At 61.9% G+C, this 25,885-nt stretch carries 20 protein-coding genes; 7 read left to right on the plus strand and 13 right to left on the minus strand.

Going from position 1 to position 25,885, the window contains the following annotated elements:
• Positions 1 to 237: 237 nt before the first annotated feature.
• The 13 genes from QW887_RS13840 to QW887_RS13900 all read right to left on the minus strand — a co-directional run bounded on the left by QW887_RS13840 (position 238) and on the right by QW887_RS13900 (position 18,182).
• Positions 238 to 3,144 carry a helix-turn-helix transcriptional regulator gene (locus QW887_RS13840; RefSeq protein WP_315715078.1) on the minus strand — a complete coding sequence of 969 codons (2,907 nt, stop codon included), beginning with the start codon at positions 3,142 to 3,144 and terminating at the stop codon, positions 238 to 240.
• Positions 3,145 to 3,846: 702 nt separating this feature from the next.
• A complete protein-coding gene (locus tag QW887_RS13845) occupies positions 3,847 to 9,405 on the minus strand; it encodes a LysM peptidoglycan-binding domain-containing protein (RefSeq protein ID WP_315729339.1) in 5,559 nt (1,852 codons plus the stop codon).
• A 380-nt stretch (positions 9,406 to 9,785) separates the two neighbouring features.
• On the minus strand, positions 9,786 to 10,835 hold the full coding sequence (locus QW887_RS13850) for an EscU/YscU/HrcU family type III secretion system export apparatus switch protein (RefSeq protein ID WP_315715076.1): 1,050 nt from the start codon (positions 10,833 to 10,835) through the stop codon (positions 9,786 to 9,788).
• Positions 10,832 to 11,650, minus strand: coding sequence for a type III secretion system export apparatus subunit SctT (sctT, locus tag QW887_RS13855; RefSeq protein ID WP_315715075.1), 819 nt, complete (start codon positions 11,648 to 11,650; stop codon positions 10,832 to 10,834). The genes QW887_RS13850 and sctT overlap by 4 nt, the downstream gene beginning before the upstream one ends.
• 51 nt (positions 11,651 to 11,701) lie before the next feature.
• Positions 11,702 to 11,971, minus strand: coding sequence for a type III secretion system export apparatus subunit SctS (sctS, locus tag QW887_RS13860; RefSeq protein ID WP_315715074.1), 270 nt, complete (start codon positions 11,969 to 11,971; stop codon positions 11,702 to 11,704).
• Between the two features lie 24 nt (positions 11,972 to 11,995).
• Positions 11,996 to 12,643: a type III secretion system export apparatus subunit SctR gene (sctR, locus tag QW887_RS13865; protein WP_315715073.1), complete on the minus strand. Its 648-nt coding sequence runs from the start codon at positions 12,641 to 12,643 to the stop codon at positions 11,996 to 11,998.
• 9 nt (positions 12,644 to 12,652) lie between these two features.
• Entirely contained in the window at positions 12,653 to 13,720 is a 1,068-nt protein-coding gene (gene sctQ, locus QW887_RS13870) for a type III secretion system cytoplasmic ring protein SctQ (RefSeq protein WP_315715072.1), read from the minus strand.
• Positions 13,717 to 14,169: a hypothetical protein gene (locus QW887_RS13875; RefSeq protein ID WP_315715071.1), complete on the minus strand. Its 453-nt coding sequence runs from the start codon at positions 14,167 to 14,169 to the stop codon at positions 13,717 to 13,719. The genes sctQ and QW887_RS13875 overlap by 4 nt, the downstream gene beginning before the upstream one ends.
• Before the next feature lie 32 nt (positions 14,170 to 14,201).
• Positions 14,202 to 15,545, minus strand: coding sequence for a FliI/YscN family ATPase (locus tag QW887_RS13880; protein WP_315729338.1), 1,344 nt, complete (start codon positions 15,543 to 15,545; stop codon positions 14,202 to 14,204).
• Positions 15,545 to 16,162: a type III secretion system stator protein SctL gene (gene sctL, locus QW887_RS13885; RefSeq protein WP_315715069.1), complete on the minus strand. Its 618-nt coding sequence runs from the start codon at positions 16,160 to 16,162 to the stop codon at positions 15,545 to 15,547. Before sctL ends, QW887_RS13880 begins: the two co-directional genes overlap by 1 nt.
• Positions 16,159 to 16,821 (minus strand): SctK family type III secretion system sorting platform protein, encoded by a 663-nt coding sequence (locus QW887_RS13890; RefSeq protein WP_315715068.1) that lies wholly within the window; start codon positions 16,819 to 16,821, stop codon positions 16,159 to 16,161. The genes sctL and QW887_RS13890 overlap by 4 nt, the downstream gene beginning before the upstream one ends.
• Before the next feature lie 63 nt (positions 16,822 to 16,884).
• A complete protein-coding gene (gene sctJ, locus QW887_RS13895; protein WP_315715067.1) occupies positions 16,885 to 17,742 on the minus strand; it encodes a type III secretion system inner membrane ring lipoprotein SctJ in 858 nt (285 codons plus the stop codon).
• Between the two features lie 2 nt (positions 17,743 to 17,744).
• Positions 17,745 to 18,182, minus strand: a complete 438-nt coding sequence (locus QW887_RS13900) for a hypothetical protein (protein ID WP_315715066.1) — start codon at positions 18,180 to 18,182, stop codon at positions 17,745 to 17,747.
• 351 nt (positions 18,183 to 18,533) lie between these two features.
• On the opposite strand from QW887_RS13900, the gene QW887_RS13905 reads away from it, so the two are divergent.
• The 7 genes from QW887_RS13905 to QW887_RS13935 all read left to right on the plus strand — a co-directional run bounded on the left by QW887_RS13905 (position 18,534) and on the right by QW887_RS13935 (position 25,865).
• Complete coding sequence (locus QW887_RS13905; protein ID WP_316173581.1) at positions 18,534 to 19,121, plus strand: nodulation protein NolW; 588 nt, start codon at positions 18,534 to 18,536, stop codon at positions 19,119 to 19,121.
• Between the two features lie 61 nt (positions 19,122 to 19,182).
• Positions 19,183 to 19,395, plus strand: coding sequence for a hypothetical protein (locus QW887_RS13910; protein WP_315715064.1), 213 nt, complete (start codon positions 19,183 to 19,185; stop codon positions 19,393 to 19,395).
• 326 nt (positions 19,396 to 19,721) lie between these two features.
• Positions 19,722 to 20,174, plus strand: a complete 453-nt coding sequence (locus QW887_RS13915; protein WP_315715063.1) for a hypothetical protein — start codon at positions 19,722 to 19,724, stop codon at positions 20,172 to 20,174.
• A gap of 513 nt (positions 20,175 to 20,687) precedes the next feature.
• Positions 20,688 to 21,677, plus strand: a complete 990-nt coding sequence (locus QW887_RS13920) for an FHA domain-containing protein (RefSeq protein ID WP_315715062.1) — start codon at positions 20,688 to 20,690, stop codon at positions 21,675 to 21,677.
• 69 nt (positions 21,678 to 21,746) lie between these two features.
• Positions 21,747 to 23,747 (plus strand): flagellar biosynthesis protein FlhA, encoded by a 2,001-nt coding sequence (locus tag QW887_RS13925; RefSeq protein WP_315715061.1) that lies wholly within the window; start codon positions 21,747 to 21,749, stop codon positions 23,745 to 23,747.
• 148 nt (positions 23,748 to 23,895) lie between these two features.
• Complete coding sequence (locus QW887_RS13930) at positions 23,896 to 24,516, plus strand: tetratricopeptide repeat protein (protein WP_315715060.1); 621 nt, start codon at positions 23,896 to 23,898, stop codon at positions 24,514 to 24,516.
• Between the two features lie 62 nt (positions 24,517 to 24,578).
• On the plus strand, positions 24,579 to 25,865 hold the full coding sequence (locus QW887_RS13935) for a type II and III secretion system protein family protein (protein WP_315768101.1): 1,287 nt from the start codon (positions 24,579 to 24,581) through the stop codon (positions 25,863 to 25,865).
• Positions 25,866 to 25,885: the final 20 nt, after the last annotated feature.

Genomic DNA, 25,885 nt, shown 5'->3' on the forward strand with positions numbered 1-25,885 from the left:
CTAGGCGGACGCTACTTGCCGGCCGCAGACGTAGCACCGGAGAGGCGTATGCCTTGTTCCCGGAATGCTCCGACCGCGCCGACGAGCACGCATGAACGGGTTCGGCGACGCCCGACGTCGAACCCTTGCCCTGCTACTCGTTGTCCGCCCATGACTGTCATTTTTTACACACTGTAAGCTTACGCACTCATTGCAGCCGTCACCATCATAAAAACTATGCAATCGATGTGTACTGGTTCACTGGAGCATACTGAGACGGTGTCTCATCGCGTAAGCGGTTGCAGCGGCGCGCGAGCTCACGCCGATCTTCATATATATGTTCGCGATGTGTCTGTTGACGGTCGGCACACTAAGGCGTAGTTCCGCGGCAATGGCCTTGGAGCGGCTGCCGGCAGCGAGCTTGCTGAGGATCTCCATTTCTCGCGGCGAAAGATCATCAGGGCCTCGCGCGTATAAGTTGCGCGGCCCGACCTCGACTCCCTCTATCCGTGCTCGATCGACACGCTCCTGCCAGCTTCGCATGCCGAGTGCTACGAACTGCTCGCGTCCCCGCTGCAGCAGCGCATGCGAGGACGGCTTGTCGCCTGAGGTTCCCGTCACGATCGCCTCGTCAAGATCGACGAGCGCTCGGAGGCAGACCTGGCCTGCCCGCTCAAGGTCGCCGCGGGCCTTTGCGAAGTGCGTGCATGCCGCAACCGTGTGACCCTGAAGGGCCGCCAGACGTCCGAGGATGAATTCACGGCATTCACCGGCTGCACCGATCGTGCTTCCGTGTTTTGGAGCGCGGACCAACGCTTCGAACCGGCGCGCGCGCTTGACGTCCTCACGCTGCCAGGCGGCGCAGACCCCGAGCCCAAGTGCATCATCCGACAGCTGTCTGTCGCAATTTGTGTTCTCCAAGGATCGGAGCAGCGCCTCGATGCGAACGTCATATTCGTTTTCGCCAGGCAAGAACGCTTCAGTCAGAGCGGCGAAGCCGAGCACGATCTGTCCAAGGCGCACCGGATGATCCTTGACGATCTGCAGCGCACGCGAAGCGATTCGGCCGATTGCCGGCCAGTCGCCCCCATACAAATAGGCCCGCCATGCGACCGCGGAAAGCTCCAGGGCGAGATGCAACCGGTGCCACGGTCCCAGTCGGACAGCCAGCGCCCGCGCGTCGCGCAGCGCCGCGTCGGAGCTTGTCAAATGGCCCAGGCTCGCCTCGGCAATCGCGAGAGAGGTTAAGGCCTCGATCCGGCCAGGAAGCGACCCGAAACACTTGGCATCCCGCAACAGGTCGTGCGCAGTTTCGACCCCCATGGCGAGTTGTCCATGCCGATAGATCCAATCATGGGTGACGACCTCTCGAGCCCGGATGATGGCCGCCGGACTCTGCCATTCGGCGGCCCAACGTTGCACCTGCTCTGTCTGTTCGATTGATCGCGGAGCATACAGGTCGAGCGCCGAGGCACGGTCCTCTTCGTCTCCAAGCTGACGGACGAGATCGAGCGCAACCGGATCCGGCGCGTGGTAGATCGTCTCAAACGTCCCGTCATTCCATCGGCATCGCCAGTGCTGTCGGAGCACCTCCAATCGGGCCCAGTGCAAATCTCGGCGAGCACCGCAGGCCTCCAGTCCGCGTTCCACCAGAGGCTGCCACATCTCGGTGGGAGCGCCGGCGTCCCGCAGCCTGCGGACAATCGTCACCAAGAAACTCATGATCCATGATGGCTGCCGCTCCCAGCATCGGCCGAACAGAAGGCGCGACGTCGCGTCGGCGGCTTCGACGTCGAGTGATGCGGCCTGGGCAAGCGCGAGATCACGAAGCATCTCGTCCGAGACAGCATCGCCTGCGAGATCGCAAGCGATCCGAAGGAATGCAGCTTCGTGCTCGCTGATATAGTTCGCTCGCGCGCGCTCGGCTGCCTTCAGTGCGAAGACCCCGCCGATCTCGGCACCCGCGATGCGCTGCGAGGCGTGATACTGATGTGCAATCTCTCCGGGATCGGCATCGAGCTCGGCGAGACGCGTCGCCGCGCGCCGATGCAAGATCGCTCGCCGGTCGGGGTTCAGTTCGTCGTACATGGCACGCCGCAGCAACGCATGCGCAAAGACGTAGCCATCACCTCGCACGACGAGGACCCCGGCCCTCATCGCCTCGTCGATTTGGTCGAGAATCGTCTCTTCGGAATCCGATATCAGAAGCTGCAATCGGCCGAGATCGAAGCCTTCCGGAAATATCGCAGCGATCCGTAGCATCCCCAGGGTCGGCGCCGAGAGCCGCGCGAACCGTCGCGACAGCAGCGGACGCAATCCGGCCGGGATGCCGACACCGTTGGTCACGAGATCGGCGGGCCATTGGCCCTGGCGCCCCGGAAATCTTCCCTCGTCGACGAGGTGGTTGAAGAGCTGGCGCACATAGAACGGATTGCCACCAGTCTCACGGTGAATTGCCGTCGCAAGCGATGCGGGAAGCCGCTCGCCTGCCAACGACTCAAGCATGCGCATCGTGTCCGCAGGCTCGAGCGGCCGAACCGCGATCCGATGAAGCTCGCTCTCACGCGCCAGCGCATTGAGTTCCAGCGGCTCGCCACCGGTCTCGTCAGGACGGAGGGTGATGACGGTCAGCAGCGGGAGAGACCGCGTCGAGCGTAAGCAATGCAGCAACATCGACCAGGATTCGCGATCGGCCCAGTGCAGGTCCTCCAGCACGAGCAACAGTGGAGATTCGACTGCAACCGCATGAAGCAGATGAACGGCGGATTCGAACAGCCGAAACCGCTCGTCCGGTCCGGAGAGTCCTTTGAGAGCAGGAAGATCCGCAGCGGCCGCGAACGCCGGCACCAGGCGAGACAGCGGCCGAATCATATCATTGCGAGCATGGTTGAGGAGTGTCGGCTGCTCGCGAGCCCATTGGGAGAACGTGTCGGCGAACAATCCATAGGGCAGAGGTTCGGCCATCTCGTAGGCGGCCCCCCTCGCGACACAGAAACCGCGCTGCTTCGCAGTTAGGGCCAGTGCCTCGACCAGACGGCTCTTGCCGATACCAGCCTCTCCTATCAGGACCGCGCCGACAGCGCGTCCATTCGTGCTCGGGAGAAGCTCGCGAAGCCGGTTCGACTCCTGGTCCCTTCCTATAAGCGGAACACCGCTATCCTTCATGCGCTAACCAATGGCCAACCTACACGATACTCTTTCATGGCTGCGGCACGACGCACTGCCGCCCGTGCGATTCAACCGTCTCCGACAACTTAAGATTGCTTTGAGAAAATATCAGCTCGGCACGATAATACCAAGCGTCAAATCAATGTTGCGCTGCGCATATCGGACTCATCTCGCGAAGACTGTCGCGCAATCGCGACCGGCGAGACCCGAAGGACTCAGATCGATCACGATCTCCATAGCCCGTTCAGCCAATGATTGCTTGCCCTAAAAGACACACAACCATTATGAGGTGCAACCACCAAACTCAACCGAAGCATGAAACATCATTGAGTCGTTTTCTTGACGAAATTCTCCTGGCCCAACGAGCTGGCGATCGAGGAACCGCGGCGACGCCGTTCTCGACTACTCAGCGTCGGAGGCGACGCACACATGGGCCAAGCATCTGCTGCAACGCCGGAGAGAACCATGCGTTCGCATACAGGCTCAGGAGATGGCGATGGCCTCAGGAGATCGCGGGTCCTTCATATCGTCCAACAACGCACCTTCAGCATTCGGCGGCTTGGTGCCGAACCCCGACGCGCGAATCATTTCGGAGCGTCGGATTGCGCGCATCGGAGCCGCGGCAAACCAGTGACGAGTGCGGCTTGGCACATGACATCCGGCACGCAGATCTACTGAACCGAATGTCAGAACCGTTCCTTAGGGCCGGAACGATTCGATGTACTTGATCAAACCCTTGGCGCCGAAAGAAAGTCCGGAGGTCCACGCGTCGCGGGGACGGGCCCTCGCCCATTTCTTTGCTGCACCACTCTTCGCAACGGACCCGACCGCTGAACGCGTTGCAGCAAGGCCGACCCCGACAGCGACACCGACATCGGGACCAATGAGCGCCCAGTTCCCCGCGTGAGCGTGTACATCAGCCGCTACCAGATTGCCCGGAACGAGCCCGATCGCGCCGACAAATTGAAGGCCTTTTCCGGATTTGGTTGATGTTTCCCAACTTGACTTGGTGGGAATATTTACAGTTGGAGGAGCCAAGTCCTTCTTGTTTGCAGAGCTGGCCTTATTGTAGCTCATCAATTCTTTCGTCGTGCGCCCCGTTCTCCGCGCCACCTGCACCCATGTCAGCCTGCCCTTCGACGGATCTTGGACGTCACGATTATCGTAGACGCGGTCGACCGAGAGCTTGTCACCGACCCAAGCCCCGGCCCGCGGAAGCTCGTAAGTCTGGGGGATCCAAGTCCGGTTCTCGGCCACGATCTTTCTGACTGTTGTGCCATGCTCCTTTGCGAGATCTCTCAGAGATTGTCCCGGCTGGAGATCGACGGCTTGCTTTTGCCCGGGAACGTGCAGATTCTGGCCGCTCATCGACAACAGACGTCGGAGAGGCACACCGGTTTTTTTGGCGATCTGTTCCCATGTCACGGCTGTTGGGTTGCTGGCCGACGAGGCTTGGCCCGGAACGTCAATCCGCAAAGGTGCACGACTGTCCTTGTTTGCCGTGATCAGCTTCTTGATCCCGACACCATGCCTGCGAGCGAAACTCTCCAGTGACTCGCCTGGTTGCAAGCGATCGGTCGTTGCCCCGCGAAGCACGCGGCCACCGCTCGCTGCATCATAAACCCGTCGTGGTGGGATGGACAAACCACGGTGCCCGTTCGCCTCCAACAGCCGCTTCAGGCTGAGTCCCTGATCGGTTGCAAATTCCCCGTAGGTCACGCCATTCGTGACCTGACGAAGCCGCTGAGGAACCAGGATCTCGGCGGGCGCTACATTCTTGGCGTTGGCCTTGGCGATCGATCGCAGCGAGGTGCTGTGGCTGTCGAGAAACTCCTGCGGGCTTTGACCGGCTTGCACGCGTGCGTCATCGACTGCCGGAACGGATGCGCCTGCGGAATCCTTCCGAGCGGGGATCGACCATCCATGCCGATCCAGGTTCAGCGCCACGAGCGTCTTGACATCGACCCCCTCGCGCTTCGCAATCTCGGCCCATGTCGCACCAGAACTGTTGAGAGCGGTAACTGTCGGATTGATGTCTTGAACGCCAGGATTGCTTCGCGTGAGGTCGCGCGGTATGAGGCCAAGCCTTTGGGCAATGCTGACCATCGTATCGCCTGGCAGAACGTCGACTTTCGTCCCGCGCGAGCGCATCAGCGCTTGGGAGCTCACACCATTGCGCAAGGCGAAAGCTGCCTGCCCAAGACCGAGCAAACCGTCCGATATGGCGGCGGCCCTGTCTGTATGCCATCCACTCGCAGCCTTCATGAAATTGATCGAGGCGTTGGTCCCGAAACTCGAGGCGACGACGGCGCGAGCCGCCGCTTCACGAGACGACCCGAGCCACGTCCTCACCCGCGCATGCGCCAGGGGACTGTTGAAAAACGCGCGACCTACTGGATTAAGATCAGCGATGGCCTCGCTCAATGCCGGCGCACCATGCGTGGCCAACACCAGTTCGCCGGCAACGGCTGCCGATGCTGCGGCCGGCGGAGCGGCAGCGACCCATTCTCTCAATCGATTCGCGATGCGCTTGGCGCCGCCTCCCGCCTGAGGTGTCGTCGAGGCGGCCAGAGCCCAATCGGCCGCGTGATCTTGGCTGATTGGCGTATCCTGCAACCCCAAAGCGGTCTGCCGGAACGATGCGAGTGCCGCTGGATCGCCTCCGAAAACCGCCTTGTGGAAGTCGGTCTCCCCCATCCGGTCGCGAATGGCCTCCGCGATCTTTGCCTCCGTCGCATAGGGCGATGTGCCGCGGCGCGGCACGACCTGCGAGGCGAGAAACTCGGTCACACCTTCGTTCAAGTTCGAATGTGGCCGGCTTGAATCAACGACCAAGGTGCTTGCGAGCTTCTTGAACGATTCCGAAGTCAGTGCATGCACCGCCTCGTGCGCGACCACGTCCGGGCTCAATCTGTCGGTCCGCACATAGACGCGATGCCCCCGATCCGATGCGATGCTGAAAGCATCGACGGCCGCCGGATCGTGCTGGCCGCCGGCTTTTTGATATGCACGGGCGAAATCGGCAGGATCCATGGCCTGCAGCCGGATGCCATTCGGCGCTGAGCCGCTCGTCCGACCTTGATAGGCGTCAAACACCTTCCTTCCCGCGTCGAACGCAGCGGGCTGTCCGGCGAGGCCCGCTTCGGTCGCGGTGCGGGATCTGCTCTGCTGATAGTGATGAGAAGCCACACCGGAAACTGTATTGAGTCCGATGGACAGATAGTCTTGCGTGGTCGGCGCCTTGCCTGACAGGAGGCCGGGACCCGCAGTCAGCATGGTGTTCGCGCCCAGCTGGGAGGCTGTCTGATAAAGCGGGTTCGACACGAGGCCATTCGGCCGTGCCGCGCTTGAGGTCCGCACGGCGACCTTGCCGTCGACGAACTTCGTCAGACCGCCAGTCACGCCGGCCATCGCGACATTCTTGAAGTACCCCGAGAACGCGTCCTTCATCTGCGCGTTGGCTTCGTCCTGCGTGAGCCGTCCCTCGGAGAGCTGATACTGGGACTCGACGTAGGTCCCCGCGACGTTGCCGAGGCCCATGACCCCCTGATTGGCGACCATGACCGTTGATCCGGTTGCCAGCTTCGAGACGACCGAGCTTGCAGCCTGGTCGAGGCCGCGCGTAACGAAGGCCTCCGTCGCTCCGCCCGTCAACGCCCCGCCTGCTGCGCCCAGGGACTGCACGCCCGATACGGTCGCATCGACGCCCGCCTGCTTCACTTCATCCCAGCTGCCGCCACCTTGGAAGAAGTTGTTGGTCAGCGCCGCATCGAGGGAGACGTGAGAGCTGCTGTGAATGTCGCCGCCACCGAACACAGTCGCTGCATTCTGGGCCGTGTCGATGGCTTCTGCCGTTCCCGTTCCTACCAAGGTGCCCGCTGCGAGGGCGGCCAAGACAGGCGCGCCGGCTCCGGCCGTGGCCATGGTGACAGCGGTCGCAGCCGCGGCGATCGCGACGTCGCGCACGACTTCCTGTGCACTCGACCAATTGGCGTCGGTCTTGCGCTCGTTCTCGAACATCCGGTCATTCTGGGTGGCCAGATTACCCATGATTTTCAGATACTCGCCGTTGACCTCCTGGGCAGTCATCCCTCTCTGATTTTTCTGCAGGGCCGTGAGCGCCTCTTTCTTGTCCTGCAGATCCGACTCGAGCTCAGACCGGTTGGCACCGAACAGCCCCCCGACCCAATCGCCGCCCTTCTGCAGAAGGCTGCGGTTGCCGAGCGCTTTGTCTTCCCTGCCGATGGCATCCTGCAGCTCATGCAGCCCTTGACCGATATCCACTCGCGCGTTCGCGTCCTTGAGGCTCGCAAGCTGCTCAGCGACCGCGCCATCGCTCAAGGCACCCGGATGCTGCGCAAAGAATGTATTGTACGCATGCGAGAGCGCGCTCTGGTCAGCGGCCGTTTGCGGATCAAGTAGATTTTGCGGCAACGTCAGCCGAAACTGGGAGTCCAGCAGCTGATATTGAGCCAGCTTCTGTTGAAGTTGTGCATATTGAAGCGATTGCTGAGCCGTCGTCAGGGCGCTGCCCGCTTTGGTGAAACCCACAGCCTGTACATTGCCAGCTTGTACCAAATCAGTGTTGGCGGACTGCCGCGCGGTTGCGACCGCCGCCTCGCTCTGTGTGACACGATAATCCTGAACCAGCCTGTTGGTCGTTGCAGCCAGCTCTTTCGTGATCAGGCCGGCCGATGCCGCATCAGTTCTTGCCTGCGCTATCTGCTGCAACACCGGCGAGTTTGAGGGCAAGGGAACATGGCTATAGGTCTGCTCCAGATTAGCCAATGTCGTATTGCGCCGGTCGGCGTAGGCAAGCCCGGTTGCCGACTTGAAGCCCGCCGTCGCAATGTCGGACATTGTCGAGAGCTCGCGCAACTGATGCTGCGCTTGGTTCAGCTTGAGCTCCGTGGCGGCCGTCGGATTCTTGATATAGGCGGCCTGCGCATCCGAGACGGCCTGGTGGCCCTTGATCAGGGCGAGGTCGGTCCCGACTTTGTTCTGATAGGCGCTTGCCTGATCGTAGTCGATCTTCGCCGTGGTAGCGGTCTGCCGGGCTTGCGGGGACAATTTGGCAAGATCGGAGTCCTGCGCTGCCTCAAGATCGGTCTGCGCTGCCGCCGCAAATGCCACTCGGTGCTGAGCCGCGGCCCAGCCTGCATTCTGGTAATCAGCGTTCCCGTTCGCGAGCTTGAGATCGAGCGATGCCTGCTGCGGATCGCTGCCGCGCGTTGCACGTACGGTGTACCCCAATGGATGCAGAGCGTCGTTCACCCGATCCTGGGCATCCTTCGCAACCGTCCCGTATTTCTCGGAATTCGAAGCATAATACTGGAGCTGGGCCTTGCCCTGCGCGACCATGCCGACATCGGCGTTGAGCTTGCTCCGCGCGACGGTGAAGTCGTCATAGGCGCGCAGCTGCGATGGCGTCAAATCCGCCTGGGTCGGATTTTCGTTCTGGTCGATCGTGACCCCGGCTTTCTTCAGCGCTGTGGAAGCGCTCTCGAGCTCTTTCTTGTCCGCCGCGGCCTGCTGCCCGTAGACGACGCTTTTCCCTGCCGCAAGGTCGGCGCCCGCGGCATCAAGCTTGCGCTGGTCCGTCGCCAGCTTGTGTTGCTGCGCATCCTGCTGCTGATTCAGCAACGACAGACGGTGCAATGTTCCGGCGCTGATCCCCCGGTCCATCTCGGTGTCCAGACGGCCGAGCTGCGATTTGGTCTGCTCGAGAGCAGCCGTATCGGCGGTGACCTTGGCCTTTCCCTCGGAAACCTGGGCCGAGGCCGCGTCGACGAGCGGGGCAACTTTCCGCGCGACTGGATCTTTCACGGTGACCGGCGGCGGTGCCGGCTTGTAGTTCGCTGCGGCGGCGTCGATGCGTTGTGCAGCACTCAGATTGCTCTTGGCCGAACTCAACACCGCCTGGTCGGCGGTGACTTGCTGCTGAGCGGCCGCAACCTGCTTCTTCAGATCGTTGATATGGGTTTGATGGGCAGCCGCCGCGGCGCCGGCGCCGCGACCGTACCCGATCGGAGCCTTCGTGCCCTGCGCATCAGTCAGCTCGCTCTGCAGTTTATGCAGCTTTCCAGCATCACCATCGAGTGTCGTCTGCGCCTTTGTCTGAACCGCTTTTGCCTGCGAAACGGCGTCTGGGACCGGCGCCGCCGACGCCGGGGCGGGGACCCCCGGACACGCGGCCACCGCCTTCGGCGGAACAGGGGGACCAAACAACACGGGCGTCGGTTGCAGAACCGGACCCATGATTGGCCGAGCGGGCTGAAAGAGCGGCAAAGGTGCCGTCGATGATGATCCAACGCTGTGCGTCGAATTGCGATCGAGCATGCCCGAAGACGACGCCGTGGACTTCGGCCGCGGAGGTGGCGGCGGCGGAGGAGGTGGTGGCGGGGGTGGCGGCGGAGGCGGAGGAGGCGGAGGAGGCGGCGGGCTGGCGACAACCGAACCACCTGCGTCATCTATCCGCATTCGCGCGTCTCCCCGTCAATGGCGACAGTGCTGCTTTGGCCGGCGCATATCGTCAGCCGTGCAGCCCATTCGGTGAACTCCGAGCGGCATTGTAGGACGTCAGCCAGCCGCTGATCCGGAATATATTATGAAAATACTGTTGGGCGGCGCAGCGACAGTCAGGACATGCCGCTCGCGCGCAACGCCGACGCCACTGGCTGGAAAAACTCCTCAGTGATGTAATGGTCCTGGGCGATGCGGCGATCGAGTTCCGCTGCAAGGTCTGGATTGCGCAGACGAGGAATGCCGAGCTCAGTGGCAGCTTCGGTGAGGTTGTGCGCGCGGACGGAACGTCCCTTGCACACAAGCCTTGGGACCTGTGTCTCACCCGGAACATAGCGCAACCCGACCATCACATCGTCGCCCTCAATGACCAGTGTTGCGCTTTCGATTCCTCCCCGCCCTCCCCCGTGCGCCAGCGATTGACGCTGACGGCGTTGTGCGGAGCGCACCTCCGGCAGGCCCTCCTGGTCTCTCCGCTCGCGCTTCGCCTCGCTTCGTGTCATCCGCATCTCGCGCATGAACAGTCCGCGCTGCAAGAGAACGTCGATAAGGCCGCCCACCATCAGCACGACGATGGCCGCGACGACGAGCGGTGCCATCACCGCCCCGATCACCGGCGCGAGGCACGAAAGGCCGCATCCTGGCGTGTGAACCAAGGAGTTGAGCGACATCGCGAGGACGAAAACCGAGATCGTGACGAGCAGGGTCGTCTTGACCAGACTCTTCACCAGCTCGATCAGGCTCTTGAGCGCGAAAATTCGCTTCAAACCCTTTGCGGGATGCAAGCGCTCTGCGCGGGGCTTGATAGGGTCAAGGCTGAAGACGATCCCCTTGGTGACGGCGACGTTGACGACGAGGGACATTAGGACGACGATGGCCGCCCCCCTTGCAAGGTATGGCACGGCGGCTTCGTACATCATCGTTCCGATCGTGCCCGCAGCTTCCCGAAACGGTTGCCCGCCCGCATCGCCCACGAGCATCATGGCTCCCCGTAGCCGCGCGAAAAGCTCCGGCAAGATCAGCCAGAGATAGAGCAGCATGGACGACAGGCATGCACCGGCGACCATATCGGTGCTGCGAAAGACCTGTCCCTTTTCGCGCGCCTTACGTAACTTCCGCTCGCTCGGAGGCAGCGTCCGCTCCTCAGTGCCGCCATCCTCACTCATCGCAGGAACTGCCCTAGCTGGTCCAGGATTCCGGTCAACTCTCCAAGCTGAGTACCGAAGTGATCGAGCAGAACGGCCGCATAGGGCGGCAGAACCAGGAAATAGACCAAGTTGCGCGCCGCCATCGAAAGATCGAACACATTCAACTGCGGTGCGAAACGGGCGATCACCATCAGCGCGAACATCGCAACGAACATGGCCGCCAGCACTGGGAATGCCAGGATCAATGCCAACTGCAGCACGCGGACGAGCATTTCCAGCGCCAATAGGCCGCTCTCCGCGCGTAGCAACGGCGCGAGCTCAATGACCGGCCAGAGCCTGTAGCTGCCATAAAGGGCTTCGACGACGCTATGAAAGCCGTCGGCTGCGACGAACAGAACCACCGCAGCGAGCATAAAAAGCGTGCCAGACGCGGTGGACTCGGTCATGGCGTTGGGATCCTGAAGCTGGGCATCGGGGGCCTGACGTTCGTAGTCGAGCAGGTCGCCCGCGACCTCGGCGGCCCAGAACGGGATCCCAAGCAGCAGACCAAGGAGCCCTCCGATGATCGCTTCCTTGAACCCGACCGCGACCAATCGCAATGTTTGCGTGCCGATCGGAGGAAGCACCTCAACAAGTCCGGTCATGACCGGTAGCGAGATCGCGACCACGAAGGCACCACGAATCAAGCCGGTCAGCCCGAGGCGAACAAACACCGGAAAGGTCATGACGAAGGCGCTGGGACGCGCGATGGCGAGCGCCAACGAAAGAAGATGACGGAAGACGAGATTGGCCCCCGCCTCGATGCTGTCCAACGGCATGAGGTCAAGCCCCATCGCCACTCCGCGTCGCCCATGTCCCTCCGAGCGCTATGAAGGGAAGGCCCGTCAACGCGTCAGTGCAGGAAAATCCGCAAGGATCTGATCGGCATATTGGATCAGCGGTGCCGCCAACACTGCGCCGAACACCGCCAGCGTGGCCACGACGGCAATCAGTTTGATCGTCTGCGGCAGCACCTGATCCTGAATCTGGGTTGCGGCCTGAAGAATTGAGACGAAGAGGCCAACAACCATCGCCACACCCAGGGGAGGCATGGCAAATATGAGAACGACCGTCAGACCCCTGACCAGATGATCGACGATTGTCGCTTGGCCCATTGCTTTCCCTCCCCATCTCGCAGGCTATCCGTAACTCAACACCAGGCCATGCATCAGCTTGGACCAGCCCTCGACCATCACGAACAAGAACAACTTGAATGGGACGGAGATCGTCGATGGCGGCACCATCGACATGCCAAGGGACATCAAGACCGCGGACACCACGAGATCAATCGCGATGAAGGGCAGATAGAGCAGGAAGCCGATCTCGAAGGCGCGCTTGAGCTCCGAGCTCATGAAGGAGGGAACGAGAATAACAAGATCTTCGCTCGATAGCTTGGCTCTGCTGCTATCGGGCCATAAGCTGCCGGTGGCAGTGACGAAAAACTCCCGCTCCGCGACCGTCGTGAACCGGCTCAGATGTTCGCGAATTGGCTGGCCTGCCCGCTCAGCAGCATCTTTCCAGTCGGTAAAGGTTTGAAACTCGCTGGGACGATCATTGACGCGCTCATACACGGTCTCCACTAGCGGCGCGCTGACATAGGCCGTCAGAACCAGCGCAATGGCATAGAGCACGAGGTTTGGAGGCGTCTGCTGCACTCCCAGCGCGTTCCGGATCAGGAACAGGACCACGGCGATCTTGACGAACGATGTCATCGTCACGACGACAAAGATGATAAGGCCAAGTCCGGCGATGACCGCGAGAACAGCGAACAAATTGAACTGGGTCACGGCTTCAGCTCATTCGTGATTGAACAATCTGGCGATCCGCACGCCGAGTGCCTCGCCGATCCTGACGATCTCGCCCTGCCCGATCCGCCGATTCCCCGCGTGAATCTCAATTGCATGTCGCGGATCCCGACCGAGATTGAAGACATAGCCGGGCGCGATCATGCGCAACTCGCCGAGAGGTATCTCGAGCTGGCCGATCTCAAATAGGAGCTTGATCTGGAGGTCGTCCAGGCTCACATCGTCTGCGCCTGTATCGACGCTTTCATGTGCCGTCATGTCCACAGCCGTCCAATGATGATGAAGATCGCCTCTGATCTGGTGCAACGTGTCCACCACTGTCGCGTCGCTTCCCTCGAAGCGGCATGAGGTGAGACGACGCTCGCCGAAGACGGCGGCGACGCGTCCATCCGGCATCGCGTGTTCGACGATCACGACGTCTCCCGGCCGTAAGCTCGCAAGCAAGCGGGCGCTGACGCGCGTAACACCAAGCCGGAAGGCCGCGCAGATCGGAACTCCGGCGGCAGCAGCCGGACCCAATGCTTGAACTTGATTTGCCAAACGGGATTCGTATGGCTCTGGTAAAGACAGGTAAGCACTGAACGATCGTTCGCCAAACCTGCCGCGACACAGGATTCCAATCGAGTCCGGAACGCTGCCATCGAAGGAAGCATGCGTGAGGGTGACGGGGAGGCCGAGCGTCTCCTCGATTGAATCAAGTATGGCGGCGCAGGCGAACTCGATCAGAAGCAGCAGATCGGGCTCGGCGAGCGTAGTTCGAGGCGGACCATCAATCGCCTGCAGCGTTGCATCGATCACCTCGACAGGCAGACTTACGGCGCATGGATCACCGCCGATCGTAAAATGCAGACGACACGCCGGCCGGCTCGAAACGCCCGAGGAGGCGCCCGAGAAGGAAATCCGCAGCGGCAGACCTGCCAACTCGCAGGTGAGTTCAGCCAGCCGCCGACACCAACGACGGGCACGTAGAACATCAGCAATGGATAGCACGTCCGGATGAAATTCGGTGATCTCACCGTCAGGCGCTCCTCGCCTGCGAGCGGGGAATGGCGCGTTCATGCTTGCCGCCCCGCCGCCCTGCCGTCCGAATTAGCCATCTCCTCTAGCAACGTCTCACGGTCCTCGCGACGGCGACGTGATTGCTGCGATAACTCATCCCACTTGCGACGCCTCCGATGAGCCTTCACGAATTCGAGGCGTAGACCCTGAACTTCGTTACGCGCATGGTCGAGCGTACGGATGCTCGCAAGGCGCTGCTCGGCAAGCGCCATTGCCAGCGACTCGAGGCGCCTGAGTTGCGCGTCAAGTTGGGTGATCTCCCGCGCGGAAATTGGACGCCCTACCATCTGCTGGTAGATCTGACGTTCGCGTGCGCCACGCGCCGCTGCTTGCAACGCGAGCGCATGATTGATCTGCGTCAGTTCCGCAGCCGCTTCGACCTGTGCCTCCACGCCGCGCTGAAGCGCGGAATTCGCCCGCCGCTCCCTCTCTCCGAGAACGATCCGCATCCTGCGTATGCGCGTGAGCAGTGGATCGTACCTCATGACGCGAGCTGCTCGAGTTGATGGATCGTGCGATCCCACGGAACGACCTCGCCGAGGCCCTGCCGCAGAAAGGACTTGATAGCATCCTGCTTGGCGATCGCCTCATCGGCGATCGGATCGGATCCGGCCTTGTACTCCCCAACCTGCAGCAGGAACTCAAGCTCTGCATAGCGAGCTATGAGTTCACGCACCCTCCTGGCTGCAGAGCGATGACGGCTCGTCACGACCTGATCCATGACGCGGCTGAGGCTGGACACGATGTCAATCGCAGGGAAATGCGCCGACTGTGCGAGCTTAGGTGACAACGCGATGTGCCCGTCCAGAATGCTGCGCGTCTCCTCCGCGATCGGATCCGCGGTACCATCCCCCTCAACCAGCACGGTGTAGAATGCAGTGATTGAGCCGGCGACTCCGGGACCGGACCGCTCGAGCAACTCGGGCAATGCCGCAAACACCGACGGCGGAAAGCCCCGGCGCGTCGGCGGCTCGCCCGCGGCCAGTCCGATCTCACGCAATGCCCTCGCAAAGCGAGTGACACTGTCCTGCACCAGGAGCACGCGTGCGTTGCAATCCCGGAAGTACTCCGCGATCGTCACGGCGACATAGGCAGCCGTGACGCGCTCCGTCGGCGGCCGGTCGGAGGTTGCGACAATCACGACTGATCGCGCCCGAGCCGCTCCGGCCAGGCAGCGCTCGACCATTTCTCGAACTTCGCGCCCACGCTCGCCAATCAGTGCGACAACGCAGACGTCGACGTCCGCGTTCTGGACGATCTGGGCGACAAGCGACGATTTGCCCGCGCCGGGTTCGCCATAGATGCCGATCCGCTGCCCCTCGCCGCAGCTGAGCAGACCATCGATCGCCCGGATACCAAGTGACAAAGGGCCGTCAACGAGCCGCCGTGCCAAGGGCGCCGGCGCAGCTCCGCGGACTCGTCGAATCTGGTCGAACTCGGGCCATCCTCGTTCCTGAACGTCGAGAGGGCGCCCGAGCCCGTCGACGACGCGGCCGAGCAGCGCTGGCCCAACCATGATGCCGAGGGCCTGCCTTGTCGAGACGACTTCCGTTCTTGTTGAGAGACCCGCCACGTCTCCGAGAGGCGTCAGCAACGCGACTCCGCCTTCGATGCCCACGATCTCGGCCCGCAGATCAGGCGAGGCATGGGCAGAACGGAGCAAACAGATATCGCCAACACGCGCATCGGGAACGATCGCCCTGATGAGGGTCCCCGACACCTGAATCACGCGCCCGCGGATCGGGCGCAGTTGCGAACGGCCTGCAGCTTCACGCAACTGCGGCAGGATTCGCGCGAGTCGGTGCGTGGCAGAGCCTGCCGGCATCATGGCTCCACGCCCTCGAAACCGGCACGCAGCGCCAAGGCGAGCTGCTCCAGTTGAGCGTCAACGGAAACATCGATCTGCCCGAACTCGCTCCAAAGCATACAGCGCCCCGGCGCAAACTGCGGGTCGGACACGATGGTGAGCTGGTCGGCCCCATCCTCCAGCAGCGTCGCCACTCGTACACGGATGGACTCCATCTCCTGCGGCGCAGTCATCAGCACGAGGGCCGTACCGGAACGGATCTCTTCGAGTGCTCTGGTGATGGCGCGCGCGGCGAGATCGTCCGGCTCAAAACTTCCGAGGATCTCCCTGATGATCTCGACGACGAGCGTGATAAGTTCGTCTTGCAGATCGGCGACGAAATCATCAACCGTGACCTTCGTTTCCGCAATCAGGCGAGCCGCCTCCTCAACTCCCGCGAGACGACCATCCTCAAAGCCTCTCATGCGCTGCTCTTCGAACGCGAGCCGGGCCTGCGCGGCGATCTGCTCGCATTGCCGCCGGGCGTCGGCAAGAGAGGCAGCCGCGGAAAACCAGGTCTCCGCCTCTTCGGCTCGAACCACGGGTCCGAGCGGATGGAACGTGCCGACAGGCTTGTCACTCTCGCGGGCTTTCACGGCACCATCCCATCGGCTAGAACGCGATCAACAATCTCCGGACCAAGCTGCTGGTGTCGCCGCGAGACCGAGGAGCCCAGCGGCGAGTTAATCGGAAATCGAAGAAGGATGCGGCTACGCAAGGTGGCGGGGAGTCGCCAGATTGCGGCATTGAGACATTGCATCCCATCACCTCGGATGAGGTCCGCAAGCGCAGATGGATTCGGGGGGCGATCGGGTTTGGGCGACAGATCGATATTGGCGAGCGCGACCTTGTGGAGTCGGGAATCGAATTCTCCGAGATGCTCCCGGAGCGTAGTCTTGAGGACCATGGAACGAATTGCGTGGGCATGCCAAACACCGCCGGCCAGCTCACCGACGCGGCATAGTTGCTCGCAGTCGAGAAACGCAATGCGACTGCGCGTGTCAGCGACGTCGGCTGCCGTGCAGCAATCAAGCTCGTAATGCACAACGATCCGCTCTGAGATATCTCGGTGGAGTCGGTCGCAGGCGAGTATCCGTGCGGCAAGCCCGGGCGAAACGCCCGGTACGCACGCGAGAAATCGTTCAACGTGGATGTAGCGTGCCGGTAATCGACAAAACGTGTCCATATCCATCACCGGCCAATGCCCCACCGGCGCGCCGGGTTCGCAGCCACCGCCGACCTTCGGAGCACGCAAACCAAGGGATGCTCCAGGTTGCACAAGCCTACTCATTTGCCGGCCAAGCCCACTTCAATCGCACTAGGATACGACACGCAGCGGATCACGCGCCGGCATTCGCGCCTCCCGACGCGGCGCGTTGCGTTGCGCATATCCCACGCGTGCCCGGCGCCAGAGCTGGAAGATTCCGATCGATCCCAGCAGCCCCAGCCCTACCGCGGCTGACACCTGCAGGATGAGCGGACCGTCACGCAGGGCAGATCCGTCGTGAGATAGAACGGATGCCGTCGTCTCGATCGACGTGGAAGGGCTGACTTCGACGGGATCCGAACTGCCACGCACGAAAACCACGGCCACCCTGTCGTACGTCAGTCCTTCGACACTATTGGCAATGAGGGTCTTGATCTGCGGTAGGAGCACGGCGATTTCGGCGCGCGCATCGTGCTTGATGAACACCGATGCCGCCGACGACGGAACCTGATCGTGACGCAACGGGTCTATCTTAGGCAGCACCACGTGGACTCGGGCAGAGATGACTCCGTCGATCTCCATGATCGTCCTTGCCAACTCTTGATTGAGCGCGTGAATCAACCTGACTCGCTCCTCTGTGGGTGACGACACCAGACCATTGCTTGAGAATATGCTGCCCATGTCTTCGAACTTCGCATGCGGCAACCCGGACGCATTCAGCAGCGTCACAGCGTCGGCAAATCGCTCCTGCTCGACCCTGACAGTATTGCTACCGTCCTTTGCCTGGAGTCGGTCGGCGGCGATGCCGTGGTGCAGCAGAAGGGCCATCATCAGATTAGCCTCCTTCTCGCTCAAGCGGCTATAGAGCTCACCCTTGCAACCGCTCAGCATGAACGCCAAGCCCAGCACCAGCGCCAAATTCAATCCGCGCCCTCGAGCGGCCAGCCATTGTTTGCCGCAACCGGCCATTCTCATTGTCCCTTCAAGAACGTGTTGAAGATTCGGGTCGACTCGGTCGAGATTTTCGACATCAGCGTCGCCTCAATGGCAAACGAGAATGCGTGCTCCAGCATTTGCAGGGCCTGACGGCCCGCGTCTGGCTTGTCCGCTCCCAGGGCCGTTCCGCCAATGTTGGAAGATGCTGGACCGGATGCTGCCGGCTCCGGCATGAGATTGAGCTCGGGCGCGGCATTGCGCTGGACCCGCTCGTACGAACTCTCCATCCACTCCATCACCTTGCTGCCGAGTTGGTCGACGGCGTGCTCAGGCTCCATAGGCAGTTTAGTGACCGATCTATGCAGAGCGTCCTGAAACGACTGCTGGGCGGCCGCTCCGGGCTCAACGGCTCCGAAACTGACACCAACTGTTCCGGAAGCTGTGACGCCACCCAACGGCGCAATCGTCGTCATGTCACCGCTCCATGCCGTCTCAGGACCCCTCGTGCTCTCGCCATTGCTCACTCCAAACAAATAATGACTCACAAGGACAGCCGGACCATGGCTTGCACAACAGATCAGACAGAGCTTTGCACGGCGCCCAGCGGGGCAGAGCATAATATTTTCCTAATATATTCTCCGACGCACCCGCGACCGCTGTGATTGAATGAGATGAGCTGATAGCAACAAGTACATGTGAGTTTGCTCGTGGGTACGCGCGATCAACTACACGATTGCCACGATTGTTCCGCGACAAGGTCGCACGAAGGCCACGTTTTCCCATGCGACCATTTGGCATCTCGGGTTCTGGTCCCATTGCGCAGCGTGGCTGCGATCGCGACCGTCTGCCTGACGCTCTCGGCGGCTGCAATCCACACCACGTCCGCAGACGCGGGTGAACCTGCTTGGCCGACCGAGTCCTACAGGTACACCATCGTCGACCAAGACCTTGGCAACGTTCTTCAGGAATTCGGACGGAATACCGGCCTGCGGTTAGAAGTGAGCCCGGAAGTACGGGGACGTGTGCGCGGGCCTCTGCCTGAACTCAAGGCCAGAGAATTCATCGAGCATCTATCCCGGAACTACGGGCTCGACTGGTATTTCGACGGCTTCCGGATTTATGTCACTAGCAACAAGGAAGCTTCGAGCAGGCTCGTTCAACTCGGTGCCGTGCCGCTCCAGCGTCTCGAAGCCGCACTTCGCGATCTCGCGCTCTCCGACGCGCGATTCTCACTCAGATCCATCAAGCAGGCCGACATGGCCCTGGTCTCGGGTCCCCCCCAATACATCCAAGCGGTGGAGCGTACGCTCGCAGCACTGAAGCCTCGAGCTGACCAGCCATCGTCCGTCACCGTCTATCGCGGGGAGCACGTCCAAGTGGTCAAGCTCAACGCCCCAGGCGACGTGCCATGACGCAAATCAACGGGTTCGCAAGTCCTGCCAGATCGACCGGACGGATCAAAGGAGTGTCAGAATGGCCGTAGAAGCATCGAGCATGACGACCGCGACGGCAAGCGCCCCGAGCAGCAGCGAGGCAGTCTCGGCTGAGGATCAAGCAAAGTTCGAGGAGGCGTTTCTCAGCGCAATGCCGCAGGCGGCCGCGTTCATGCTCATGACTGTTGCTCAGGACGGCATTCAGGAGATGGCATCCGTCGGCGACGAGAATAGTGCAACCCCGGATCCGTGACGGAGCATGCCGACTGACGCCTCGTTAGACCCTTTGCTCAGAACAAGACAGATAAGACATCGGATCGCAAACAAGGAGAGAGTTGCATGTCTAGGGTCAGCTCCCACGCATCATCCTCACGTGAAGCTCACACCGGTCACATGATGGGTCCGCACGGACACGCGTCGTCCTGGCCCGGCTTTGCAGGATTTCAGCCCACGCCCGGCGGGTCGTCAGCTCATCCGGCTCATCGCTGTGATGCGGGGGATTGGTGGCAGTCGTCGATGCCGCCCGCTTCGCAGCAGCAAGATCCGCGGACGTCTTCCATAGCATCGGACGTTCTTGGATTGGTCGCGGACGCAAAGACACCTGCAGACAAGGCGGCTCTGATCTCGGCGGCCATCAGCATCCTGAGGGGCGGACCGAGCCAGTGCGACGCGCGGAACAACGGCCGCGTTGCCAAGATCCTTGGTGACCTGACCCATCAGATCACGAATTCCAACGGGCCCAGCGACCCCGCCAAAGGTGAGCTGCTCGACGGGATCGCGAAGATCCTGAAGCAACTCGTGTCCGGCCCATCCCATCACCCCGGCGCGAACAGCTCGATACTCAAGACGCTGAATCAGCTCGTCAGCCAAGTCTCAGAGGCAAAGGGCCTTGACCAAGCGACGAAGAACAACATCCTCGACAAGCTTTCCTCGATCATTCTGCAACTCGCGGATTCAGGCTCGGGATCGCCATGCGACCGCTCCGCGGGACACCTCTCGGCCGACAACCATATCACTGACAGAGCTGAGTAAAGCAACGAGGACTCATTCTCGCAACGCGACGAGAGCGATGAGACCAGGACGTTGAAGGAAGCGCGAGAGGCGTACCTCACAAGGTGCGCCTCGGGACGGGATCCAAGCCGCCGCTTCAGCCGAGAGGTGATCAGCGTGGACAACGCTAACGATCACTTCCCGGCTGGAGGGCATTCCCCGACAGCCCAATCCTCAACGCAACACAAGCATAGAGAGATAAAGCGATGTCCCATTCAACAGGCTCCGTTTCTTCGACGACGTCATCGAACTCGAGCATCGATAGCGCGATCGCAAAGATGAAGAGTGCCTTCGACGAAGCGATCAAGACGAATGCCGAGATCACGACCAAGAAGACGCACTGGGGATCGATCGAGACGGTCGCGCAGCAGCGCCCGAACGTCGGCTGATCCAGCGATCGCCCTCGGACAGCTACCAACCGCTTACGGCACGGGGCGTTCGTACCGAGCGCTCCGCTGCCAACATGGCTGCTAGGTCCTGATGGAGAGGCAGAGAATGCCGGCATCACCGTCCCCATTCGAACTCACGATCCGATCGGGCCTTCATGCCGGGGTCCGGCAAGAACTCGACTCCGGGACCTATCTGGTGGGTCACTCGATGGACGCCGATGTCGTTCTCATGGATGACTGTCTGGCTCCTTTGCACGCGCGGTTCGCGCTAGAGGCGGACTGTTGCGAAATCGAAGGCACCGCAGATAATGTTCTGCTGAACGGCACCCTGCTCGGTGCCGGAGAAGCACGGATCAGTCGTTATCCGGCCGATGTCGTTCTGAATGGAATTCAGCTCCGCTGCACCCGCAAGCGCAGAACAACCCGCTATACCTTCTTGAGGTATGGACTCGGCACCGCCGCGATCCTGGTCTGTCTAGCCCTGCTTCTGCAGGGATTTCCCGCTGGTGCGGACAAGGTGCCCGGCGATGGCGGCTATGCCACAGCTGAGCGGCTGAGATCCCCCCGCTGCGACTCCGACTGTTCGACAAAATATCCGAGCAGGCACGCGCCCAATTCGCCCGCCCCCACCCTTACCCCCGCACGACTGCCCGGCCAGGACAGAACGGGACGGGCCGGCGCGGAGCCCGGCGCGCCGGTGGCGGATTTGAACAGCGCGGCGGACGCGCTGCGCCAGCGATTGCTAACTGCGGGCCTCACGACCGTCGAGATTGTCAGCGACTCAAACGCCATCACGGCGAGAGGAAACATTGAACCCGCGGCGTTAGGCAGGTGGCGCGACATTGAGCGATGGTTCGACGGCACGTTCGGCATTGCCATCGTGTTGACGAGCCAGGTCGAGGCGAAATCTGTAAAGCGTAGCGCCCCTTTGACCGTTCAGGCGATTTGGGCCGGAAATGGGCCGTATGTCATTGATGGACGCGGTCAGAAGCTGTTCGCAGGCGCCGTTATCAGCGAAGGGTGGATCGTCGATCGAATCGAACAAGACCGGGTCGTATTGCGTCGCGGCGCAGACCTGCTCGCCGTGAGCTTGTAAGACCATGCCGCTCTGCGTTTCGATCAATGTGACGAAGGTTTCGATCCCGCTTGGATGGAACCGCAGACTATGACGGCCATTGTCGAGAGCTTGACCCGCTGGTCGAACGACAAGCGCGAGCTTCTCGTCGTCATCCTGATCGTCACCACGATCATGGCGATGATCCTGCCGATTCCGACGGCGCTCGTCGACGTCATGGTGTCCGTCAACATCGGCGCGTCGATTCTGCTGCTGATGGTGGCGTTCTACTTGAACGCCGCGGTCGAATTCTCCGCACTTCCGGCAATCATTCTCATATCCACGGTGTTCCGGCTCTCGATTTCCATCACCATTACGCGCCTAGTGCTCAGCCAGGCCGATGCCGGGTCCATCGTTCAGACCTTTGGCGAGTTCGTCGTTTCCAGCAATGTCGTGGTTGGGCTCGTGGTGTTCCTGATCATCACGATCGTCCAGTTCGTCGTTATCACCAAAGGATCTGAACGGGTCGCCGAAGTTGCTGCCCGATTCACGCTCGATGCACTGCCGGGTAAGCAGATGAGCATCGATGCCGACCTTCGCAACGGCGACATCAACCAGGCCGAGGCCCGGCGCCGCCGACGCCGGCTGGAGCGCGAGAGCCAGCTCTACGGAGCGATGGACGGCGCCATGAAGTTCGTCAAAGGTGATGCGATCGCCGGTCTCATTATCATCGCCGTCAACCTCGTTGGCGGCATCGTTGTCGGCACCGTGCAGCACAGGCTGCGTATCAGCGAAGCGATCCAGCTCTACTCGTTGTTGACGATCGGCGACGGCTTGGTCTCCCAAGTCCCGGCGCTGTTCGTGTCGATGGCGGCGGGAACGGTCGTGACCCGGGTTGCGACAGAAGCGCCGAGCAATCTTGGTTCCGAGATCATGGAGCAGATCACGTCGCAGCCGCAATCCCTGCAGCTGGCCGGTCTCATGATGCTCGGGCTGGCGTTCGTACCGGGTTTTCCGGCGCCGATTTTCCTTTTTATGGCCACCGTGTTCGGCGGCTCCGGCGTTGCGATGCTCTTGGCTCGACGGCGATCACAACGAACCTCCGGCACGGCGCAACCGTCCGACCCGTCAGAGCCCGCGAGAAGTTCGCGGATCGCTATCCCGGCGGCCAAGTCTGCACCGATCATGATCCTCGCGGAAGCCGCCTTGTGCGATGAACTGCGGAGAGCCGGCATTCATGATCGGATCAGGCGGACGCGACAGGACGTGGCAGACTGGCTCGGATGCGCCTGTCCAGGGGCGGCAGTCGACGAAAGCAGCGCCCTGGCGCCCGGTCATTTCAGGATCGAGCTGCATGGCGTGCCTCTTCTGCTCTCGTCCGGTGAACTGGATCAGCCGGCAACCCGAACGGCGGGGGGACCGGCCATCTCCGCAGTCGATGCCGAGCTGCGGCGCGTTCTTGTCCGCTATGCGCCGGAGTTCCTCGGCATACAGGAGACCAAGCGCCTGCTCAACCAGTTAGAGGCTGACTACGCCGACTTGGTGCGCGAGGCCTTGCGTGTGGTCCCTACACAGCGCATCACCGATGTCCTTCGCCGGCTGCTCGACGAGCGGGTCTCCATCCGCAATCTGCGGCTGATTCTTGAGACGCTGGCCGAGTGGGGAATGCGGGAGCAGAGCAGCGTCATGCTGGTCGAGCACGTGCGGCTGGCGCTGCGCCGACAGATCTGCTTCGAAAGCTCAGGCTTTGATCGGACCTTGCGCTGCTTCGTGCTTGATCGACAGACAGAGGAAGCGATCCGAACGGCCGTGCACGCCCTCGATGAAAACGCTCAGACGTCTCTCGATCCTGCCGTCAGCACGCGCCTGCTTGATGCGTTGACCCGGCAGCTTGCCGACGTCGATCATCTTGCCGCATCGCCGAGTATTGTACTGGCCTCCGCCGACCTGCGCCGGGTGGTCTGGACGCTGCTTGCGCCGTCCGGTCTCAATGTGGTCGTGCTCTCCTATCAGGAAATCTCAAAGGACTTTCGGGTCGAGCCGATCGCCGTCCTTGGATTGGATGAATCACGCGAGCAGGCTGAACCTTCCCCGATCTCGGCGATGCAATGAACCAGTCAACCCGCGACGACACCTGCGAGGTTTCGAGACTTGAACTATAAGACAGTGCAATATCCGTAGGAAGTACATGCGTAGCTCTGAAGGCCGGGAAACCGTGTTCAACAACCATCTGACACCGAGTGCCGGTGTTTGCAGGCGAATGGCGCTGGCTGGCAGCATCGCCGGTCTGCTCTGCGCCTGTTCGTCGCTGACCCCAGACATTGGCGGACCGGTGCCGACGCCCACGACCGCACGCGCCTCGGTCGAGGGTCGCAATCTCCCGGCCTCCACGGCAGCCGCAGCAGCTCCCGCCAACCAAGTCGCCGGGATGGAAGACAAGGACGATCGAATCAGAAAAGCGCGAAGCGAGCTCGCCAGACATCAAGCCGAGCCCGCCCTGGCAATCTTCACCAGCGTGCTCACCTCGGACCCCGAGAACATTCCGGCGCTCAACGGCCTCGGAGTGGCTCTCGACATGCTCGGCCGCCATGACGAAGCTCAGACAGCCTATCGTCAGGTGCTCGCAATCGCTCCCGCCGACATGATCGCAAGCAACAATCTGGGACTGTCGCTTACCTTGACGGGCCGGTACGCCGACGCGATGACGGTTCTGCGGCCGATCGCGCTCGGTGAGAGCGCCTCGCCTCGTGCACGCCAGAACCTCGTGATCGCTATGGCGCTGAGCGGAGATCGCGATGGCGCCGCCAAGCTTGCGCGGGTCGACCTTCGGGAAGAGGACGTGAGGCTCAATCTCGAGATGCTCTCGGCGATGCGGCGCTGACGATGGGACCGTTTCGAATTTCGCCATCCGCCTGGCTGACCTCGATCGTGGTGATCCTTACGATGCTGGTTCATTGCGCGCCGGCATCATCCAATGCGCGGCAACAGGTGCGGATCTACGCGTCTCAGGGCGAGATGCTGACCTTGCCCCGTCCGGCTTCCAAGGTCTTCGTCGCCGAGCCGGCTGTTGCGGACGTCCAGGTCGCGGCCGCCAACCGCGTCTTCGTTTTCGGCAAAAAGCCCGGCCGTACGACGCTCTTCGCGCTCGACGATTCCGGCGCGACCGTCGCGACGTTCCGGATTGCGATTGCCTATGACGAGAGTGATCTACGGCAGCTGCTGCGAGCTCAATTCGCAGACCTCGACGTCAGGCTGTCGCGGACGCCGCGCGGCGCGGTGCTGAGCGGGCTGGTGCCCAACGCCGACATCGCCGAGAAGGTCCGCTCCACCTGCGCGCAGTTCCTCGGCGAGGACGAGGTGCTGCTCAATCAGTTGAAGATCGGCGGTAGCACGCAGGTGAACCTGCGGGTCCGTATTGCCGAGGTCTCGCGCAACGCGGTGAAGCAACTCGGCGTCAACTGGGAGGCCGCAGGCTCGGCCGGTGGCTTCAGCTTTGGGCTCTCGTCGGCGGCCTCAGGGAGGATCAATACGCCGGCAAACGGCAGCTACAGCGTGACTGCCATCGTGGATGCGCTCGCTCAGGAGGGACTGGTTTCAATCCTGGCAGAACCGACGCTCACCGCTGTTTCGGGTCAGAAGGCGAACTTCCTGGCAGGCGGCGAATTTCCGATCCCCGTCGCCCAAGGGCTGGACCGCATCTCGATCGACTTTCGTCGCTACGGCGTGGGACTGGAGTTCACACCGACGGTGCTCTCCGATCGTCTGGTCAACCTGCAGGTCAAGCCCGAGGTCAGCGAGCTCTCGAACGAAGGCGCCCTGATCATGAACGGCGCCCGCGTCCCGAGCCTGATTACCCGGCGGGCGGAGACCACAGTCGAGCTCGGCAGCGGGGAGAGCTTCATAATCGCCGGACTGCTGCAGAACAAGTTCAATACCGGCCTGGACATGTTGCCGGGGCTGGGCGACCTACCGGTACTGGGGGCTCTGTTCAGGTCGACACAGTTCCGGAAGAACGAATCCGAACTGATCATCATCGTCACGCCGACAATCGTTCGCCCGATCGGCGAATCGGCACGCATACCGGTCCCGACCGACTTCGTCGGGCCGCCTTCCGAGCTCGAGCGCATCATATTCGGCCGTCTTGGAACGACCCGCCCCGGGGCAGGCCCGATTGAGGTGCCGGTGCCGGGCCGGAGATTGCGTGGCGATGCCGGCTTCCTGATCGAATGACGGTCCTCCAAGGAGCGATA

The sequence above is a fragment of the Bradyrhizobium sp. SZCCHNRI3052 genome, assembly GCF_032484895.1.
In the GTDB taxonomy this organism is placed as follows: Bacteria; Pseudomonadota; Alphaproteobacteria; order Rhizobiales; family Xanthobacteraceae; genus Bradyrhizobium.

What these genes read in the sequence shown, in the direction of transcription:
- QW887_RS13880 (WP_315729338.1), bottom strand. Translation starts at nt 15,545, where the DNA reads ATGCCGGCAGGCTCTGCCACGCACCGACTCGCGCGAATCCTGCCGCAG.
- sctQ (WP_315715072.1), bottom strand. Translation starts at nt 13,720, where the DNA reads ATGAACGCGCCATTCCCCGCTCGCAGGCGAGGAGCGCCTGACGGTGAG.
- sctJ (WP_315715067.1), bottom strand. Translation starts at nt 17,742, where the DNA reads ATGGCCGGTTGCGGCAAACAATGGCTGGCCGCTCGAGGGCGCGGATTG.
- QW887_RS13920 (WP_315715062.1), top strand. Translation starts at nt 20,688, where the DNA reads ATGCCGGCATCACCGTCCCCATTCGAACTCACGATCCGATCGGGCCTT.
- QW887_RS13935 (WP_315768101.1), top strand. Translation starts at nt 24,579, where the DNA reads ATGCTGGTTCATTGCGCGCCGGCATCATCCAATGCGCGGCAACAGGTG.
- QW887_RS13900 (WP_315715066.1), bottom strand. Translation starts at nt 18,182, where the DNA reads ATGACGACGATTGCGCCGTTGGGTGGCGTCACAGCTTCCGGAACAGTT.
- QW887_RS13930 (WP_315715060.1), top strand. Translation starts at nt 23,896, where the DNA reads ATGGCGCTGGCTGGCAGCATCGCCGGTCTGCTCTGCGCCTGTTCGTCG.
- QW887_RS13925 (WP_315715061.1), top strand. Translation starts at nt 21,747, where the DNA reads ATGACGGCCATTGTCGAGAGCTTGACCCGCTGGTCGAACGACAAGCGC.
- QW887_RS13850 (WP_315715076.1), bottom strand. Translation starts at nt 10,835, where the DNA reads ATGAGTGAGGATGGCGGCACTGAGGAGCGGACGCTGCCTCCGAGCGAG.
- QW887_RS13910 (WP_315715064.1), top strand. Translation starts at nt 19,183, where the DNA reads ATGGCCGTAGAAGCATCGAGCATGACGACCGCGACGGCAAGCGCCCCG.
- QW887_RS13875 (WP_315715071.1), bottom strand. Translation starts at nt 14,169, where the DNA reads ATGCGGATCGTTCTCGGAGAGAGGGAGCGGCGGGCGAATTCCGCGCTT.
- QW887_RS13840 (WP_315715078.1), bottom strand. Translation starts at nt 3,144, where the DNA reads ATGAAGGATAGCGGTGTTCCGCTTATAGGAAGGGACCAGGAGTCGAAC.
- sctS (WP_315715074.1), bottom strand. Translation starts at nt 11,971, where the DNA reads ATGGGCCAAGCGACAATCGTCGATCATCTGGTCAGGGGTCTGACGGTC.
- sctT (WP_315715075.1), bottom strand. Translation starts at nt 11,650, where the DNA reads ATGGGGCTTGACCTCATGCCGTTGGACAGCATCGAGGCGGGGGCCAAT.
- QW887_RS13845 (WP_315729339.1), bottom strand. Translation starts at nt 9,405, where the DNA reads ATGGGTCCGGTTCTGCAACCGACGCCCGTGTTGTTTGGTCCCCCTGTT.